The sequence below is a fragment of the Dysgonomonas massiliensis genome, assembly GCF_900240225.1.
Lineage (GTDB): Bacteria > Bacteroidota > Bacteroidia > Bacteroidales > Dysgonomonadaceae > Dysgonomonas > Dysgonomonas massiliensis.
Map to the genome: position 1 here is coordinate 235,414 of NZ_OEPV01000004.1, position 19,902 is coordinate 255,315.

A 19,902-nucleotide genomic window follows, 5' to 3' on the forward strand; every position below is an offset into this window, starting at 1 on the left:
TATGGTATAATTATCAGAATAAGGGAATATAAAACGAATATTATATATACGAAGATTTAAATACACCATATTCAGTTTATTGGGTATTATAATCTTATTGATAACAGCTCTGTTTCTATTGCTCAATTCATCATCGGTACAAAATTACGTGAAAGATCGTATTGTAGAAGAATTGAAAGGGCAAATAGGATCCGAATTTGGTATCAGTAAACTTAGTATTACACCTTTCAATGGGCTGGAATTAGATTCTGTATACTTATATGATCAGTCAGGAGAAAAAGTATTTTTGGCCAAAGATGTTTATGCTAGTGTAGATCTTTTAGGATTACTTGAAAATAAACTAGTAATTAGTTCTGTGAATATTGATTCTTTTGGAGTATATCTATCTAAAGACAGTACAGCAGCTCCACTTAATATCCAATATATTATTGACGCATTCAAATCTCCGGAGCCAAAGAAGAAAAATCCAAAAATCGATTTAAAGATAAGTACTGTTCATCTAACAAATGGAACATTCGAATATTCGGTTAAAGATAAAGATAAACAGAATAAGTTCGATCCGAACCATATTGCTGTTTCTAATCTGAATGCTAGATTATCATTAAAATCTTTAACGCCTGATTCGCTAAACATACAAGTCAAAAAATTAAGCCTTAATGAACAAAGCGGATTAAAGATTAAAAATCTTACTACACGCATTATTACTCAGAAAGAGAAGGCTTGGCTAAAAGGATTTAGACTCGATCTACCGGAATCATTCCTGCAATTTGATAGATTTGTTGTAGATCTAACGGACTCAGATAAGAGCAAGAATATTTTGGATAATATAGCTTATGAATGTATTATAACACCTTCATATATATCGCCAAAAGATATTGCCGCTATAGCACCTGAATTACAGTATTTCAATGATTTGATAAGTGTTGAAGCTTCAATATCAGGTACAGGAGATGATATAACCGTTTCAGATTTCACGTTCGACTATAAAGGAGGATTACACCTCATTTCCAATATTGAGGTAAAAGGCTTACGTGATAAAGATCAGATGTACATTCTTGGTAGTGTAGATAACCTGACAACCAATGGAAAAGAACTTAAAGGTTTTATCAGGAACTTTTCAAAGAACGATATTCGTCTTCCTGAATCAATTACAAATTTAAAACATATCTCTTTTCAAGGTGATATATCTGGTTATTTGACTGAATTAGTAGCATTTGGAACTATTGAGTCGGACTTTGGTATTATAAATACAGACGTGTTGTTTGGTTTCAACCCTGATAAACATACCAAAGCATATTATAAAGGAAAAGTTTTTACATCTGATTTCGAGATTGGTAAACTGGCAAATAATAAAGATCTTAATAAGACTTCGCTAGATTTGGCTATTGATTTGCGTATGCCTGTGCATGGTTATCCAAAAGGAAAGCTAGAGGGTGTTTTATTTGATTTTGACTATAAAGGATATAGCTATGCAGATCTCAATCTGGATATGAGTTATGATGGACTAAAGCTTGAAGGCAGCCTTGATATAGATGACGAGTATGGTTTTATCGCGTTGAATGGATTATTTGATTTAACCGACAAAGATAGACCGAAGTTAGATTTTGAAGCTCAAGTTAGAAGTGTCCAGTTAAATAAACTTCAGTTAACAGATGCTACCCAATTCAATATGTCTTTCAATATGAAAGCTAATTTCGAGGGTAAGACAATTGATGATGCACACGGAAGCGTACTTGTTGATTCAATCAATATTATCCAAAATAATAAAAGAGCTAATATTGATAATCTAAGTATAGAAGCACTGGGAGAATCATCGGATAGACAATTGACTATCAAGTCCGATTTTCTGAATGGAAAAATTGTAGGTGCATACTCATTTACAACTATGGCCAATAGCATTCAGCAAACCTTATATACGTATTTTCCAGCTCTGATTAAAGAGGTTAGAAAAGATAAAAGAACAGCTTCTGAAATAAAAGAGAATAATTTGACATTCGATTTTAGAATAAATAATACGCAGAATTTAACAGAGGTATTCAATCTTCCGGTAACGGTACTTAGTCAAGCAAAAATTACAGGATTCTACAATAATCTATCGAATAAGCTCAGAATCGAAGCTTTTGTACCAGCCATTATTGCAGGAGGGGCAAATATTCGTTCAGGATACGTTCTCGTTGAAAATCCTTTCGAAGAGATGAAATCTAAGATTGAAGGTGTAATGTTGAATAAGAATGGATCTAAGAATCAAGTAGAGATTTCATCGACTGCAACAATGAATAAAGTAGATACTAAAATATCATTTGTCAATGATTTGAAAAAGGCAAAAGGAGACTTTGGTATCACCACATTATTTGATAAAGAAAAAGATACAGACCCTCTTAAAATGAGTTTTGCTATCAATCCAAGCTCCCTGATGCTGAATGGTGAGGAATGGGAAATGGGAAATGCTAAAATATTTTTAGAGAATAAAGAAGTTCGTGTTGAGAATTTTTATGGAAGAAATAAAGATGGTTCTCAACAGCTAAGAATTGGGGGTAAATATTCGGCTGCTGATCCTTCTAGTATCTTGAAAATAGAATTGGACGATATTAATCTTGATTATATATTCGAAACATTAGCAATTGATGCTGTACATTTTGGAGGAATAGCAAAAGGAAATGTTTTCTTGTCAAGTATTGAAGGAAAGCCATACGCAAATACTCGCCTTGATGTGAAAAACTTCAGTTTCAACAAAACACCTCTTGGTCATCTAGATCTTTTCAGCGAATTGGACGAAACAACAAATGTCATAATGATGGACGGGAAAATAACTAGTCCTGAAACTAAGATGACTTACGTAAAAGGTAGCCTCGATCCAATTAATCAGAAACTATCTTTCAATTTTGATGCTGATAGCGTTGATGTTAGCTTTTTGCATAAATATACTCAGACAATATTTAGTCAAATTGGAGGTCGTGGAACGGGTAAAGTTCGACTTCATGGAGACTTCTCAAACGTAACAGTCGAAGGTTATGCATACATAAAAAATGGAATATTGGGTATTACTTTCCTGAACACAGATTATACTTTCAGCGATTATATTCATATGAAAGATAATCTGATATATTTCAATGATTTGAGCATGTATGACAACAATGGAAATAAAGCTGTTGTAAGTGGAAAAGTTGCCCATGATAGATTTAAGGATATATCATACTATATCGATCTCAATGCTGATAAGCTTTTATTATATAATGTTAGTGAAAAACAAAATCCAATTTTGTCTGGACGTGTATTTGGTAGTGGTAAAGGATCGATTAGTGGCGATGAAAATGTAGTAGACATAAATATTGGCATGCGTACAGAGGATAATACTTTTGTTCGTATGAATTTTATGGAAGAAAGCTCATATGATTACAATTTTATCGAATACAAAACTAAAGAACAGCCAGCAACAGACACAATTGCGGAATTAGCCATGGATGCATTGACTCAGCCAATTCAGACAAAATCTGAGATGGAAATTAATATGAATTTCTATATTGATGCTACGCCTACAGCAGTTGCCGAAATTGTAATGGACCCAGTGGGAGGAGACGTATTGAGAGGTTCAGGAAGTGGTGCTTTACGCTTTACATGGTCTTCAAAAGCAGCACCGCGATTATATGGTACATATTCGATCAATAGAGGTAGTTATCTGTTTACCTTCCAACGAATAATGGAGCGAAAATTCAATATCGAAGACGGAAGTACTGTTTTGTTCAAAGGCGATCCTTTTGAAGCTGAACTTGATGTATCTGCAACATATAAAATTACGGCTAATCTGAATGACTTGAATAGCATGATTGCCGAAACTGCAGGACAAACTAATATTCCAGTAGAATGTATATTACATCTGACAGGGCCATTGAAACATCCGAACGTAGGTCTTGACCTTAACTTCCCGAGTGCAGTACCTGAAGTTGAACGTCAATTGAAAGTATTGCTTAACAGCGAGGATATGATCAACAGACAAGTTGCATATTTATTGTTATTAAGTAAATTCTATACGCCCGAAGATAATAGTGCAAGCGAATATAAAACATCAGACTTTGCAGCGTTAGCTTCAGCAACTCTGTCTAGCCAGTTGAGTAAGATTGTTAGTAAAATAGATAATCGTTTCCAGCTAGGTACAAATATCAGAACTAGTGACCCCGAACTGACATCAACCGAGGTTGAATTGATTCTATCGAGCCAATTATTGAATGACCGTCTACTCATAAATGGTAATTTTGGATATCGAGATGATCCATCAACTCAGACAAACGATGAGTTTATCCGAGATGTAGAAATAGAATATTTGCTTAATCCTTCTGGCACATGGCGTATCAAGGCGTATAACCGCTATAACGAAAAATACTATTATACAGGAAGTGCTACTGAAACACAAGGCGTAGGTATTAAGTATAAGAAAGACTTTGATAATTTGCATGAATTGCTACCATGGCTGAATAAGATTAAGCTCAAGCCTGAGCATAAGAAAGACTCATTAGAAGTAGTTTTACCTGACTCAACAGTAAAAGGTAGTAGCCTTGGTAGTTTTATTAAGTTGAAAAAATGATTTTAGATGAGAAATTGAAGCAATTTATTCTAGATCATGAACAAGCAAATGTTCACGATTTAGCTCTGAAAGCTTCAAAATATAAAAATATTGATTTTCAGATTGCTATTCAGCAGATCAGAGGACGACAGATTGCAAAATTGAAGATTCCTACATGGTATGATAATGCAGATATAATTTTTCCTAAGCATTTGTCGATGGAACAATGTTCATCCGAACATACTGCCCACTTTAAATCAAGTTTATGTGAAGGAGATTCTATTGTCGATCTTACTGGCGGTTTTGGTGTCGATTTGGCATTTCTTTCTGCCAGATTTAATTCTGCAAGATATGTTGAACAACAAGAAGAACTTTGTGAAATAGCAAAGTATAATTTTCGTACTCTAAATCTGGATATTGATGTCATAAATAGTACTTCTGAATCATATTTAAATGAAATGGATACTGTAGATATGATTTATATTGATCCTGCACGCCGAGACGATATAGGTCGTAAGACAGTTCGAATCGAAGATTGTACACCCAATTTAGTTGTGATAGAAGATTTGTTGGAGAAGAAGTCAAGAAAGACGATGATCAAATTATCTCCAATGCTGGATATTTCTTTAGCAATCAATACTCTTCGAAATATTTCGGATGTATATGTAATCAGCCATAACAATGAATGCAAAGAGCTTCTTTTTATAAAAAACAATACAGAAGAGGCTACGACTCAAACCCGTTTGTATTGTGTAAATATTACCTCAAATAAAGTTGATAATTTCTGTTTTTCTAGAGCTGAAGAAGATGAACTGAATATTTCTTATGCAAAAGAACTTGGCAAACACCTATATGAGCCTAATAGCTCGATTTTAAAGGCTGGAGCATATAAGACTGTATCAAAAAAGTTTAAGTTGCTAAAATTGCATCCAAATAGTCATTTATATACATCTGATGAACTGCTGGAAAATTTTCCTGGACGTGTATTTTCTATAGATGGAGTTTGCTCGCCCGAGAAAAAAAGCTTTCGCAAGAACTTTGGTGATATTAAGAAAGGAAATCTATCTACTAGAAATTTCCCTATAAGTACACAAGAATTAGGCAAAAAGCTAAATATAAAAGATGGTGGTGATACTTACTTATTCGGAACAACAATGGCAGACGAAAGAAAGGTTCTTGTCATCTGCCATAAAGTTATATTATAAGTAAAAATTTAGACTTCTAAAGCTCCGATTAGATCATGTATTGAAGCAATATTATTTTGTTCCAGATATGCTTCAATTCCTTCAACTACCTTTACCGAAATTGTTGGATCTATAAAGTTGTAAGTTCCGATCTGTATGGCACTGGATCCAGCTAAAATAAATTCTATAGCATCCTCCCATGATGATATTCCACCTAGTCCGATTACTGGAATTTTTACGGCATTAAATACTTGCCAAACCATTCTCAAAGCGATTGGTTTTACACAAGGGCCAGACAATCCGCCGGTCACAGTTGACAAAATAGGACGGCGCTTTTTGATGTCAATTGCCATCCCTAAAAGAGTATTTATCAGCGAAACAGAATCTGCTCCTTCAGCTTCTACTGCACGAGCTATTTCTGTTATATCGGTTACATTTGGTGATAATTTTACTATTAATGTTCTGTCCCAGACTTGACGGACAGCTCTAGTTACATCAGCTGCAGAGCATGCAGATGTGCCGAAAGCCATACCTCCTTCTTTGACATTTGGACAAGAAATATTGAGTTCGATTGCTGGAATTTTATCTAAATCAAGCAATTTCTCGGTACATGCAACATAATCTTCAATGGTTGATCCAGATACATTAACGATAACATTTGTATCGATGTCTTTTATCTCAGGATAAATGTCAGAAACAAAGTAATCAACGCCCTTATTTTGCAGTCCTACAGCGTTTAACATGCCCATAGGAGTTTCGGCCATACGAGGGTAAAGATTACCTTGTCGTTCACGAATAGTAGTTCCTTTTACAAAAATACCACCTATTCGCGATAGGTCTATAAAGTCAGAAAACTCTTTTCCATAGCCAAAAGTACCCGAAGCTGTCATAACCGGGTTCTTCAATTGTAATTTACCTATGTTTATTGCTAGTCTATCCATGTCAACTTATCTATATTAAATACGGGCCCTTCTGTGCATACGCAAACATGTCCTTCGCGCGTATTCTCCACACAACATAAACATACTCCAAATCCGCATGCCATAAGGTTTTCGAGTGATACTTCACAACAAATATTATGCTCTTTTGCATACCTTGCTACAGCTACCATCATAGGCTTCGGACCGCAAGTATAAATAGCTGAAATATCATTGTTTTTTAGTATTGAGTGATCGATTACGTATCCTTTTTCTCCAAAACTACCATCTTCTGTTGTACAAAATACATTACCATACTTTGCAAACTCATCTAATTGGAGTAAGTCATTTTTTGAACGGGCTCCTAGTAAAAAAATTGGAGTAAATCCTTTTTCTTTTAGGTAAGCTCCGAGGAATAACATTGGTGCAGTTCCTACACCACCACCAATTAATAAGATTTTAGAACTTGAGTTTTGAGGCTCAGAAAATGAATTTCCAAGAGGTAGTAAAAGATTCAAAAATGAACCTTTCTTTGCTTCAGAAATTTTGTTTGTTCCATCTCCAATTTTTTGAATTAGTATCCATAATTCGTTTTTAGATTCATCAACAAAATTTACAGAAATAGGTCGGCGAAGAAAAGTTTTGTTTGTTCCGTCAACTCTGATTTGAACGAATTGACCTGGCAACATTTTTGGTAAAATACTACCATCTTGTGTAGTCAATTTTAGAAGGGAGTAATTTTGGTTTAGTTCGTTATTTTCGGTAACAACTAAATCAAGCATTGTTTTCATTCAGTCGATTTTTGGGTGTGAATAATAAAACTTTGCAAAGTTAATGAAAAAGCATCAAAAGTCATGCATAATTAAGTCCTCTCTTAAGTCAGAGTAATATAAGGAAAATCTATGAAGAGATTTTAGAAACCACTCAAAGTGGTCGGTTGTCAGCGTTGAATACTTCAAATGTATTATCGTTGTAATAAATAATTATTTTAGCAATTTTCTTATCAGGAGCTTTTTGATATATAATTTGCTGATTTATAGAGTTTTTAAGTGTGTTATCTGGTTGCTCAACTATATTTTCCTTGCGATATTCATTTTTTTCCGTACCCTCGATTGGATTTATTGAAGTCTGAGAGAATAAATCGGGCGTTTTAGGTTGATGAACATTTCTGTTTGATGCTGGAAAGTAATTTTCTAGCTCAAGCTGTAATTTATCTGGTTCAATTCCATCTTTATACATTGTTCCTTCGCCCGACAGCAACCATTCGGGGTTGATGTATGGTAGTTTAGATAAAATGCGTGTAACGACATCTAAACTGGGGTTATTTCTACCGTTCAAAATATGTGATACAACTGCACGACCAATATCTAACATATCAGCAAAAGCTGAAGGAGTTAGTTGTTCATTCTCCATTATGGCTCGAATACGATCTTTCATCTAGTGATTTTTGTAAATTACATAGAGACAAATGTAAATAAACAAAATTAAACATCAAAACAAATGTTGTTTATATTTGTATCTCAACAAAAGTAAACAGCAAATAGAAATGTATTGTCCATTCTGTATACAATTAGAAATTGCATTATATTATAACTTTATATTTTTATCGTAAGTTAATGATATATATGTAATTAATATTATAATTATTGTTGTTGAACTATAGGTTTAGGGTGATTTTTCTAAGTTTGATATAATATTTAAATAAATACTTTATATATACTCTATATTCTCATTGATTATTATGTAATTAGAATTAAATAGTTTATACTTAATATGTAATTTACATATGATAACTACATTAAAGTATTCAATTGTATTTAACACTAAAGTATAAATTACATTATTAAATAATAGGTGTATGTATACAAATGTTTTCTTTATTTGATTGTGTGCATTTGTAAATTATTATGCGATTACTGTGAATTTTACATTTGTAACTCAAACTCTGTATTTTTATAATATTCATTCTTCGATAGGATTAGTGTATAGAATATTCAATTTTATACTTTCGTATATAAAAGGCCTTATTTTATACTAATAAAATCTTATCTTTACCTATAATTTTAATATCGTTTAATATCAAAAAGAATACATGAGAAAAATTAGCTTATTATTAATTGCTATCTTATTTTCGCTATGTGCTTATCCATGTACTAATTTTCTAGTAGGAAAGGCTGCGTCAAAAGATGGTTCTACTTTTATTAGCTACTCGGCAGACTCATACACTTTATTTGGCGAACTGTATCATTGGCCAGCTCGTAAATATAAAAGTGGTGATATGCTGAAAGTGCACGAATGGGATACCGGTAAATTTTTAGGTGAAATTCCTCAGGCTGCAGAAACCTATAATGTAATTGGGAATATGAATGAGCATCAGTTGGCAATCGCTGAAACTACATTTGGCGGCCGCGAAGAGCTTCAGGATCCTAAAGGCATTATTGACTATGGAAGTCTTATATACATAACACTTCAAAGAGCTAAAACAGCTAGAGAAGCTATCAAGGTAATGGACTTTTTAGTACAAAATTATGGCTATTACAGTGGTGGAGAATCATTTTCTATTGCTGATCCGAATGAAGTATGGGTCATGGAGATGATAGGTAAAGGAGAAGGTAATAAAGGGGCAGTATGGGTTGCTGTTCGTATACCAGATGATTGTATCTCGGCACATGCTAACCAAGCTCGTATCCAACAATTTCCTTTAAATGATCCTGAAAACTGCTTGTATTCACCAGATGTGATTACTTTTGCTCGTGAAAAAGGATATTTCGATAAATCTGATGTTGAATTTAGTTTTGCTAAAGCATATAACCCACTCGATTTTGGAGGCCAGCGATTCTGTGAAGCACGTGCATGGAGTTTCTTCAATAAATTCAACAAAGATATGGCTAAATATGTTACCTATGCTCAAGGTAAAACCCAAGATCCAATGCCATTATACATCAAACCTGACAGAAAACTTTCTTTTGAAGATGTACGCGATATGATGCGTGATCACTATGAAGGTACAGCACTTGATTGGCGTTATGATGGAACAGTTAATCCATATGAATCAGCATATCGCTGGGCACCATTAACATGGTCTGTTGACTCAGTTGAATATTGTAATGAGCGTCCAATTGCTACTCAGCAAACTGGATTTACTTTCGTTGCTCAAATGCGCTCATGGTTGCCTGATCCAGTTGGTGGAATACTATGGTTTGGTGTAGATGATGCTGCCCAATCTGTATTCGTTCCAATGTACAGCTCAATAACTGATGTTCCAGAATGCTTCAAAAAAGGTAATGGTGACCTTTATACATTCTCGTGGACTTCAAGCTTTTGGATTCATAACTGGGTTTCAAATATGGTATACAATCGTTACAACCAAATGTTCCCTGATATGAAGAAAGTTCAAGGTGAATTAGAAGCTAAATTCATTAGAGAGCAAGAGGCAACTGAGAAATTTGCATTGGAACTTAATAGCAGATCTAAAGAAGAAGTAACAAAATATCTTACTGAATATAGTAAAGATCAAGCTCAATTTGCTTTCGACCGTTGGAAAAAATTAGGAGAATTTCTATTGATCAAATACATGGATGGCATTACTCGTAAAGAAAAAAATGGAGAATTCATTCGTAATGAGTATGGAGAACCATCATCGCCAATTCGTCAAGGATATTCTACTGAATATTACAGACAATTGATCAAAGAAACAGGTGATAAATACAAAGTAATAGAGAATAATTAATATGTCTAAGGGGCTGAAATATAGTTTTATATTTCTTATCGTAATCATAGTATTGTTTATTTTAAATCTATTTTTTGGCTCTGTATTTATTCCAGCAGAAGCTGTGATTGACATATTAGCAGGTAAAGAAGCCGAGAAACGTGCATGGACTTATATCGTGCTCGAGTCTCGGCTTCCTCAAGCTATAACAGCACTATTTACCGGCTCTGCAATAGCTATTTCTGGCTTATTATTACAAACTTCTTTTCGAAATCCCCTAGCCGATTCCGGCATTTTAGGTATTAGTGCAGGGGCAAATTTGGGAGTAGCAATCATTATGCTACTTTTAGGATCTTCAGCTGGGAGTATTAGCAGTTTTGATTTGTCATACTCAATGACAATAGTACTTGGAGCTTTTCTTGGAGCCTCTCTAATATTAGGTATAATTATGGGGTTTGCTTCCATTGTTAAGAATAATCTAATGCTCCTTATCATTGGTATTATGGTTGGTTATTTGACTTCTTCAATCATTTCGATTCTTAAATTTTGGGGTGATAGCAGCGATGTATTTAGCTATATGGTATGGGGTATGGGCACTTTTGGAGCTATTTCAATAGAGCAACTTCCGTTTTATTGTATAATCATTACAATCGGACTATTGATATCGATATTGCTTATAAAACCATTGAATGCATTGCTACTAGGCGAGCGCTATGCAGCTAATCTAGGAGTGAATATTCGCTTAGTTCGTTTTATACTTTTATTTTGTGCAGGATTAATCACTGCTATAACATGTGCATACTGTGGTCCAATTGGATTTATAGGACTTGCAGTTCCTCATATTGCACGCTTAGTATTAGGTACATCAAATCATAAAAGTCTGGTACCAATCACTATTCTTATTGGAGCAGCTATTGCTCTTTTATGTAACTTAATATGCATATTACCTGGGTCACAAGGTGTACTGCCGCTTAATGCTGTAACTGCAGTATTTGGTGCACCGGTAATAATTTACATTATTATTAATCAAAAAAGAATTCAATATTTCAACTAATCCATGAAACGAAAGTCAGTAATATCAGCTGAAAATATTAGTATCGGATATCCTAGGACGAAATCCAATACAGAAAATAGCTTATATGATAATCTTTCGTTCGAGTTATTTCCAGGTGAGTTAGTCTGCTTATTAGGCTCAAATGGAGCAGGTAAGTCTACCCTACTCCGCTCTATAAGCAATTCTCAGCCAGTTGTTTATGGTGATATTTTTCTCGATGGTAAAATTGTGAAATCTTATACTGAGAAAGATTTATCTAAAATTATAGGATTAGTTCTGACAGATAAAACATCTGTTGGTGGCTTAACTGTCAGAGAATTAGTCGAATTAGGCCGATATCCATATACCGGTTTCTGGGGAAAACTGAGTAAAGATGATCAAAAAATCATCGATCAGGTTATAAATGATGTTGGAATTATTCATAAAGCTAATTCATACATTGCTGAATTATCAGATGGAGAACGTCAGAAAGCAATGATTGCAAAGGTATTGGCACAAGAGTGCCCCATTATATTATTGGATGAACCTACTGCATTTTTAGATATTAAGAGTAATATTGAAATAATGAATTTATTACGTGTTTTGGCTCATGAGAAAGAAAAGACAATACTCATGTCAACACATAATATTGATTTAGCATTATTATTAGCTGATAGATTATGGCTGTTATCTCCACATATTGGTCTAGAAAGTGGAGTAACTGAAGATATTGTTCTGTCTGGAAAATTAGATGGGTTCTTTAAGAGTGAAAATATTCAATTTAATAAAGACACTGGAAACTTTATTCCGCGATTTAAAGGGCGTATAAAAGCCTCGATTAACACCAATAGTGATCTTTATTATCATTGGACTAAAAATTTCTTAGAACGCAATGATGTGTCTGTGATGGATTCTGAGGAGGAAGTATCATTTGATGTCGAAATAGTATCCCCTTCATCTATTCATGTAAAGACAAATAATGACTACCACCATTTTAGCGATTATAGCCAGTTCTCATCATGGCTTAGAAAGAAGAGTAACTGAAAATATTTTAGCGTCTCTTCCGCGCTGCATCCAAATTCAGGAATATAAAGAGAAGGATAGAAAATCCCCATAATGAAGAACCTCCATAGCTAAAAAATGGTAATGGAATACCTATTACTGGAGTAAGTCCTATAACCATTCCTATATTAATGGCAATGTGAAAGAAAAGAATACACGCAACGCTGTACCCGTAAATTCGACCAAAAGCTTCGCGTTGTCTTTCTGCTAAGTATATAAGTCGGAGAATTAGAGCCAAAAATAAAATGATTACAGTGAATGAACCCAAAAAGCCTTGTTCTTCACCCACTGTACAGAATATGAAGTCTGTATCTTGCTCTGGAACATATTTAAGTTTAGTCTGAGTACCATTTAAAAAACCTTTTCCTATAATTCCACCCGATCCTATTGCTATTTTCGATTGATTAACATTATATCCGGCTCCCATAAGGTCATCTTCCATTCCAAGTGCTACTTTTATTCGCAGCTGTTGATGTGGCTGAAGCACATCGTTGAATATATAGTCAATCGAACCAACATATGTAAAACCTAAGAATATAAAAGCAATAACCCACAAATAAACAGTCGACCAATGCTTAATCAAGGCAAAGATCAGGTAGACTACTGTAGCAACCAATGCAATAATAGATACGATTCCCCAATCAACATTTATTACTCCGCTTAATTCTAATAAATACGAAATGCCAAATATTGCAATACAGCCGAGTAATATATTTTGAGGTATTCTGTAACTATATTTAGTATACACTTTTATTAAACCTGCACTGCATATAATTAGTAGGATTGATGTAATAACTTCACCCTGCGAAAGGAGTCCCCAATCAATCTCAGAGTATTTTAATCCGAACACGAACATTACGATTGCAGCTGCAGCGATAAATAAGATAATGCCGGGCAATCCTTCTCTATATAAAACAAGTACAAATACGGTATATACAAGCGCCGATCCGGTTTCTTTCTGTAAAAGGATAAGTACCATTGGGAGTACTATGATCAAGGCAATTGTAAGTATATTTTTTGCCTCCAGAAGTTTGAAATTATAGCTACTCATAAACTTAGCTAACGCTAGAGCTACTCCAAATTTAGCAAACTCGGCCGGTTGTAGCCTTATTGGGCCGAGTACTAGCCAAGATCGGGAGCCTTTAATATCAGGAGCAATGAATATCGTGACAATCAAAAGTCCAATCAGAGCAATATAAATCAGATATGCGAAAGTATCGAATGTACTACTATCTAATTTCAAGATAATAAAACCAAGTATCAGAGTTGTACCTATCCATATTAGCTGCATCCCGGCACGGCCGTCAAAATCAAATATCGATTTTACATTCTCGTAATCGTAGCTTGCTCCATAAATACTAAGCCAGCCACAAAGCATCAACACAATATACAGTCCTATTGTGATCCAATCTACACTTGTTTCTTCTTTACGTTGCAGCATTTTATTTAATTTCTGTTACGTTGCCATTGATAAAACATCGATGGAAGTATTGAAGTATTAATAATCGATTGTTCTCTCCAGATTTCGTCTTCTGTCAATTCTTGTTTGAAGTGTTTCTTCATCATCAAGCGTCCCATAGGTACAGCCATTGATGCTCCGAAGCCTCCATTTTCGACAATGATAAACATTGCTACTTCTGGATTGTTTTTAGGTGCAAATCCCATAAACAAAGAGTGATCTCTACCATGAGGATTTTCAGCCGTTCCAGTTTTTCCACATACATCGAGACCTGGGATATTTATCCCGCGACAAGTACCTCCTGTTACAGCATCAGCCATACCTTGAACTGTCACTTCGTAGTGTTCTTTTCTAACTCCTGTATATCGCTTGGTTGTATACTGTTCATCAAGAATTGTATCTTGTATTGCTTTTACAATGTGAGGAGTATAAAAATACCCTCTATTTGCTATCGTTGCAGCTAAATTGGCACCTTGTAAGGGAGTTACTAAGACTTCTCCTTGCCCTATTGCAATGGATATAACATTAGATGCTTTCCAATTTTTGCCTAAATATCTTGAATAAAATTCACTATTAGGTATAAAACCTCTTTTTTCGTAAGGAAGGTCAACACCTAATTTATATCCAAATCCCATGTCTACCATGTGGTTTTTCCATACTTCGAAAGCTTGATTCACATCACCATATTTTTTATTTGATAGCATGGCTGTTAGCCCATAACAGAAATAAGAGTTACATGAAGTAGCTAAAGCAGGGATCAAAGGCAGAGGAGAGCCATGTCCATGACATTTAGGACGTCCGCCAAGAGGAGGATAGCCCATTGCACACGAATAATGAGTATCTTTAGTTATAATATCTTCTTCAAGGAAAACCAGTCCCTGCGTTGTTTTAAAGGTTGATCCGGGAGGATATGTACCTTGTAGAGCTCTATTTAATAGTGGCTTAAGTGGATTACGCTCTAGAGCTAAATAATTTTTCCCAAACTCACGTCCAACAAGCAAAGCAGGATCATAGCTTGGCGAAGTAGCTAAGCATAAGAGTTCACCGGTCGCAGGTTCTATCATAACAATACACCCTACTTTATTAGTCAAAAGCTGTTCAGCATATGTTTGTAAATCAACATCTAGCGATAAAGTAAGATTTCTACCCGAAACGGGAGCTATATCGTGTTGTCCACCTTCGTACTTACCTTGAATTCGTCCTCGAGCATCTCGTAATAATATTTCGACACCTTTTTCACCTCTGAGATGATTTTCATAAGCATATTCAATTCCTGACTTTCCAGCATAATCGCCTTGTCTATAATATGGGTCTTCTGCTATTTTATCTCTATCTACTTCTGCAACATAGCCCAGAATCAGTCCGGCGCTATGATAGTCATACTGACGAATAGTTCTTTTTTGTATATAAAATCCTTGAAAGCGGTGTTCTTTCTCTTGTATTAATGCAGCTTCTTTTACACTAAGTTGTGTCATAAAGGTTTGCTGCGTATATAGCGAATAGCCTGGATTTTTTCTCTTGTCTTTAATATTCGCAATTTGATTAAGAAATTGTTCTTTACTTATATCCAATATATTACATAAGTCCAATGTATCGAAAGGCTGTACTTCGCGGGGGATGTAAACAAGATCATATGTTGGCTGATTATATACAAGTAACCTATCATAGCGGTCTTTAATAGTACCACGTGCAGGGTATATTGTTCTATTGAAAAAAGCATTATTATCTGCTGAGTCTTTGTAGTGGTTGCTCATTACTTGCAGATAGAATAGTTGGCATATATATATAAGTATAATCGAACAAATTATACCAACTAAAATATATCTTCGTTTATCGAAATCTAGATTATTTGTTGTCACGCTACTTTTTTATTTATTGACAGACCTTCTAAACCAAATATCAAAATAAAAGTAAGAACTGTAGAACTTATAATTCTAAGTATGACCATCGACATATTGACATAAGAAAGTGATTCAATAACAATCAGTATTGTATGATGTAGTAACACCGTGATTAGAGCAGATTTAATGAAAACATTTCTTAAAGCAGAATAACTAGGTATTTGTTCAGCATAGTCATCTGTAGCATAAAGAATTCTTCTCAAAGGCTGCTGTATAAATGCTGCAATAGTTGTAGCTAATGCATTAATCCCTGGAGTATTACAAAATATATCAATAATAAATCCGAATGTAAAACTCAGAAGGAGTAATATATTTCTGTTTAAACTGATAGGTAGTTTAATAATGAAATATATATACAAAAAAGGCGTTGCATAATTGAAGATAGCAATGCGATTAAGTACCAATACTTGTAAAAGTATTAGTACAAAAAACATAATTGTTAACTTTAGCACATTACTTTTTTGCATCTCTGGCTAGTTTTTCTAATTCGTATTGTTCTTTCAATTTCGAATTATCAATTAAAATAACATTTTTAAGAGTCGCAAAGTCAGTAGATAACTTTACTTTAAGAGTATAAAAATTATCGTTTGTCTGACTTCCAAAATCTTCTACAGTGCCGGCCATAATACCTTCAGGAAACATCTGCGAATAGCCACTAGTCACTATTGTATCTCCTTTCGCAAAGTTTTCATATTTTGGGTAATCCTCTAGGTTAGCATATCGCGGATCCCCTCCTTGCCAGACTAATGTGCCATAGGCGTTTGTACCAGCCACTTTACATCCTATCTTTGTTGATGTATTTAATATTGGCTGTACAATTGCAAAATTGTGGCTAGTATAGGTAACAATACCGACGACCCCACTATGAGACACTACACCCATATCTATCTTAACGCCTTGATTACTTCCTTTGTCAATAGTAATAAAATTATCACTTAATGAAATACTACTATTGATAACTCTGGCTATTGAAAGTTTATAATCAGAATTTTCAATCTTAAGATTTTCTAGATATGTATCTAATTGAGCAGAATCAGCTTCGATTTTTGCAATTTGTTCTTTTAGAGCTAAGACTTCTCCTTTTAACTCTAAATTTTGCTGTAACAGCTTATCATTTTCTTCAGTTAGGCCAAAATAAGATCTTATCTTCCCAGTTATTGCATATAAGCGTCCAGATATTTCATTTGAAGAATTGAAAAAGACACTTCTTTGGTATGCATTACCCGAGAAGATAAAGTATGAGCAGATCAAAACTAGAGCTAAAAAGAGGAACCACGAAGTGTTCTTTCTTAAGAACTCAATCAGATTTTGCATATTCTATTTTGCTTAACTGTTATTAAAGAATTAAGCAACTATCGTATCAAGAAGTTAAATTTCTCAATATTATTAAGAGCAATACCTGTCCCTTTAGCAACAGCATGTAAAGGATCTTCTGGTATATGGAATTGAATTCCAATACGATCGGTGAAACGCTTACTAATACCTCTTAGCATAGCACCACCTCCAGTTATGTAGATACCATTTCTAACGATATCTGCATATAGCTCTGGTGGAGTTTGTTCCAGTGCACTAAGTATAGCCGAGTCAATTTTCGAAAGTGATTTGTCTAAGCAATGGGCCATTTCTTGGTATGAAACAGGAATATCCATTGGCAATGACGTCATACGATTTGGACCATGTACAACGAAATCTTCAGGGATTTCGTCTTCAGGTAACTCTGTCAACGCAGCACCAATCGCTATCTTGATATTTTCAGCAGTACGCTCTCCCACTTTTATATTGTGCTGACGTCCCATATATTCCTGAATATCTTCAGTCAAGTCGTCACCTGCAATTTTTAAAGATTTGTTAGAAACGATACCTCCTAATGAAATAACTGCAATTTCGGTAGTACCACCACCTATATCCACAATCATATGTCCTTCCGGAGCTTCAACATCAAGTCCGATACCTAATGCTGCAGCCATTGGCTCATATATCATATATACGTCTCTACCACCGGCGTGCTCTGCCGAATCACGGATAGCGCGGGTTTCAACCTCTGTACTTCCAGATGGTATACAAATAACAATGCGAAGCTGTGGCGAGAATAAACGGCTACGTTTATTGAACATCTTAATCATGCTTCGTATCATTTGCTCAGCTGCCGTAAAGTCAGCAATTACTCCATCTTTTAGTGGGCGAATAGTACGTATATCTTCGTGAGTTTTTCCATGCATTTGTCGAGCTCGTTCTCCCACGGCAATCAACTTACCGCTTTTTCGCTCTATAGCAACTACAGATGGCTGATCGACTACAATTTTACCATTATGAATGATAATGGTATTTGCAGTTCCTAGGTCCATAGCTATTTCTTGTGTAAAAGAAAATAATCCCATCCTTGCTTTAATGTATTTATTTGTTTATAATAATTCTAATTTTGAATATTTCTTAATGTTTGAAATGTCTGACACCTGTCATGACCATCGAAATATTATGATCATTACAATAGTTTACAGACAATTCGTCTTTTATTGATCCGCCTGGTTGTATTACGGCTGTAATTCCCGCATTACCTGCTATTTCGACACAATCAGGGAAAGGGAAGAATGCATCCGAAGCCATCACAGCTCCATTCAAGTCAAATTCGAATGCAGCAGCTTTTTCAATAGCTTGTTTCAAAGCATCAACACGAGAAGTTTGTCCTGTACCTCCTGCACATAGCTGCTTATTTTTCACAAGGATAATAGCATTAGACTTAGTATGTTTAACCAATTTATTGGCAAATAATAAATCTTCTAATTCTGATCCTTGTAATTGACGATTTGTTACTAATTGCAAATCATTTTCAGCTTGAATACTTAGGTCTTTATCTTGAACTAAAACTCCATTCAATAAAGATCTGAATTGTTTAGTTCCTTCTATTTGGCCTTTTTGTTTAAGGATAATACGATTCTTCTTTTGTGCTAGTACGTCAAAAGCATTTGAATCATAATCGGGAGCAATAACTATTTCGAAGAATATTTTATTTATTTCTTCAGCTGTATCTTTATCTATTTTTCTGTTCGAAACAATAATGCCACCAAAAGCAGAAACGGGGTCTCCAGCTAATGCATCTTTCCAAGCTTCCAGAGTCGTAGGACGAGATGCAATACCACATGCATTGTTATGTTTCAATACTGCAATTGTAGTCTCTTCAAATTCACTGATCAGGCTAACAGCAGCTTCGATATCAAGAAGGTTGTTATATGATATCTCTCTACCATGCATTTGATCAAATAATTTATTGAAGTCTCCATAAAAAGTCCCTTTTTGATGTGGATTTTCTCCATATCTAAGATGCATCGCATTGTTTTCGGCATAACGGAATGCAGACTCTTCTCCGCAATCCATATAATTGAAAATAGCCGAATCATAAGCAGAAGATACCGCAAATGCTTCTTTCGCAAACCATTTACGATCAGCCAATTCAGAAGATCCTTTCTTAGATTTGATAAGATCTAACAATGGCTGATACTGTTGTTTTGACGCAACAATTATTACATCATTATAATTTTTAGCGGCTGCGCGAATCAATGAAATTCCGCCTATATCTATTTTTTCAATGATATCTTCATGACTTGCTCCTGAAGCTACAGTAGCTTCGAAAGGATATAAATCAACAATAACCAAATCGATGTTTGGAATTTCAAATTGTTGAGCTTGTTGCACATCTTCATTCAGATCACGACGATATAATATTCCTCCGAAAACTTTAGGGTGCAAAGTTTTTACTCTACCTCCAAATATTGATGGATAACTAGTTAGATCTTCAACGGCTTGGCATGGCATGCCCAAAGATTCAATGAAATCTTTAGTTCCTCCAGTCGAAATAAATTCAACGCCAAGGTTATTTAATTCTCTCAAAATTTCATCCAATCCATCTTTATGGAATACTGATACTAAGGCTTTTTTTATCGTTTTCACTGATGATTTATTTATTAGTTATTGCTTGATTTTTTGAGCAAACAAAGTTAGCAAAACTATAACGATTCTGAAACAGTTTAAAGTAATTAATATGGCTATTTTATAGTGAATTTAAGGTTTCTAAATAGTATTGA

Annotated in this window: 14 protein-coding genes; 5 read left to right on the top strand and 9 right to left on the bottom strand. The window is 34.6% G+C overall.

Annotated features, from left to right (window positions below; translation table 11 throughout):
- The first annotated feature begins 79 nt into the window (after positions 1-79).
- The gene (locus C1A06_RS05820; RefSeq protein WP_245872012.1) at positions 80-4,579 is read left to right on the top strand and encodes a translocation/assembly module TamB domain-containing protein; all 4,500 of its coding nucleotides are present in this window, start codon (positions 80-82) and stop codon (positions 4,577-4,579) included.
- Entirely contained in the window at positions 4,576-5,763 is a 1,188-nt protein-coding gene (locus C1A06_RS05825) for a THUMP-like domain-containing protein (protein WP_101689301.1), read from the top strand. Before C1A06_RS05820 ends, C1A06_RS05825 begins: the two co-directional genes overlap by 4 nt.
- An 8-nt stretch (positions 5,764-5,771) precedes the next feature.
- On the opposite strand, the gene C1A06_RS05830 is transcribed toward C1A06_RS05825, so the two are convergent.
- The 3 genes from C1A06_RS05830 to C1A06_RS05840 all read right to left on the bottom strand — a co-directional run bounded on the left by C1A06_RS05830 (position 5,772) and on the right by C1A06_RS05840 (position 8,096).
- Positions 5,772-6,683, bottom strand: coding sequence for a dihydroorotate dehydrogenase (locus C1A06_RS05830; protein WP_101689302.1), 912 nt, complete (start codon positions 6,681-6,683; stop codon positions 5,772-5,774).
- Entirely contained in the window at positions 6,671-7,450 is a 780-nt protein-coding gene (locus C1A06_RS05835; RefSeq protein WP_101689303.1) for a dihydroorotate dehydrogenase electron transfer subunit, read from the bottom strand. Before C1A06_RS05835 ends, C1A06_RS05830 begins: the two co-directional genes overlap by 13 nt.
- A gap of 133 nt (positions 7,451-7,583) precedes the next feature.
- Positions 7,584-8,096: a helix-turn-helix domain-containing protein gene (locus C1A06_RS05840; protein ID WP_101689304.1), complete on the bottom strand. Its 513-nt coding sequence runs from the start codon at positions 8,094-8,096 to the stop codon at positions 7,584-7,586.
- Between the two features lie 655 nt (positions 8,097-8,751).
- Here C1A06_RS05840 and C1A06_RS05845 point away from each other — a divergent pair.
- From C1A06_RS05845 to C1A06_RS05855, 3 genes are read left to right on the top strand one after another with little or no spacing between them, the layout of a single operon-like run.
- Positions 8,752-10,389, top strand: coding sequence for a dipeptidase (locus C1A06_RS05845; protein ID WP_101689305.1), 1,638 nt, complete (start codon positions 8,752-8,754; stop codon positions 10,387-10,389).
- Between the two features lies 1 nt (position 10,390).
- On the top strand, positions 10,391-11,422 hold the full coding sequence (locus C1A06_RS05850; RefSeq protein WP_101689306.1) for an iron chelate uptake ABC transporter family permease subunit: 1,032 nt from the start codon (positions 10,391-10,393) through the stop codon (positions 11,420-11,422).
- 3 nt (positions 11,423-11,425) lie between these two features.
- Positions 11,426-12,445: an ABC transporter ATP-binding protein gene (locus tag C1A06_RS05855; RefSeq protein WP_101689307.1), complete on the top strand. Its 1,020-nt coding sequence runs from the start codon at positions 11,426-11,428 to the stop codon at positions 12,443-12,445.
- 7 nt (positions 12,446-12,452) lie between these two features.
- Here C1A06_RS05855 and rodA read toward each other — a convergent pair whose 3' ends face one another.
- Genes rodA through purH form a run of 6 tightly spaced genes read right to left on the bottom strand, consistent with a single transcriptional unit; the run spans position 12,453 to position 19,783 of the window.
- The gene (rodA, locus tag C1A06_RS05860) at positions 12,453-13,904 is read right to left on the bottom strand and encodes a rod shape-determining protein RodA (RefSeq protein WP_101689308.1); all 1,452 of its coding nucleotides are present in this window, start codon (positions 13,902-13,904) and stop codon (positions 12,453-12,455) included.
- A 5-nt stretch (positions 13,905-13,909) separates the two neighbouring features.
- Positions 13,910-15,781, bottom strand: coding sequence for a penicillin-binding protein 2 (mrdA, locus tag C1A06_RS05865; protein ID WP_101689309.1), 1,872 nt, complete (start codon positions 15,779-15,781; stop codon positions 13,910-13,912).
- A complete protein-coding gene (mreD, locus tag C1A06_RS05870) occupies positions 15,778-16,290 on the bottom strand; it encodes a rod shape-determining protein MreD (protein WP_101689310.1) in 513 nt (170 codons plus the stop codon). Before mreD ends, mrdA begins: the two co-directional genes overlap by 4 nt.
- A complete protein-coding gene (gene mreC / locus C1A06_RS05875; RefSeq protein WP_101689311.1) occupies positions 16,277-17,137 on the bottom strand; it encodes a rod shape-determining protein MreC in 861 nt (286 codons plus the stop codon). The genes mreD and mreC overlap by 14 nt, the downstream gene beginning before the upstream one ends.
- Positions 17,138-17,175: 38 nt before the next feature.
- Positions 17,176-18,201, bottom strand: a complete 1,026-nt coding sequence (locus C1A06_RS05880; protein ID WP_101689312.1) for a rod shape-determining protein — start codon at positions 18,199-18,201, stop codon at positions 17,176-17,178.
- Positions 18,202-18,253: 52 nt separating this feature from the next.
- The gene (gene purH / locus C1A06_RS05885) at positions 18,254-19,783 is read right to left on the bottom strand and encodes a bifunctional phosphoribosylaminoimidazolecarboxamide formyltransferase/IMP cyclohydrolase (protein WP_185116822.1); all 1,530 of its coding nucleotides are present in this window, start codon (positions 19,781-19,783) and stop codon (positions 18,254-18,256) included.
- Positions 19,784-19,902: the final 119 nt, after the last annotated feature.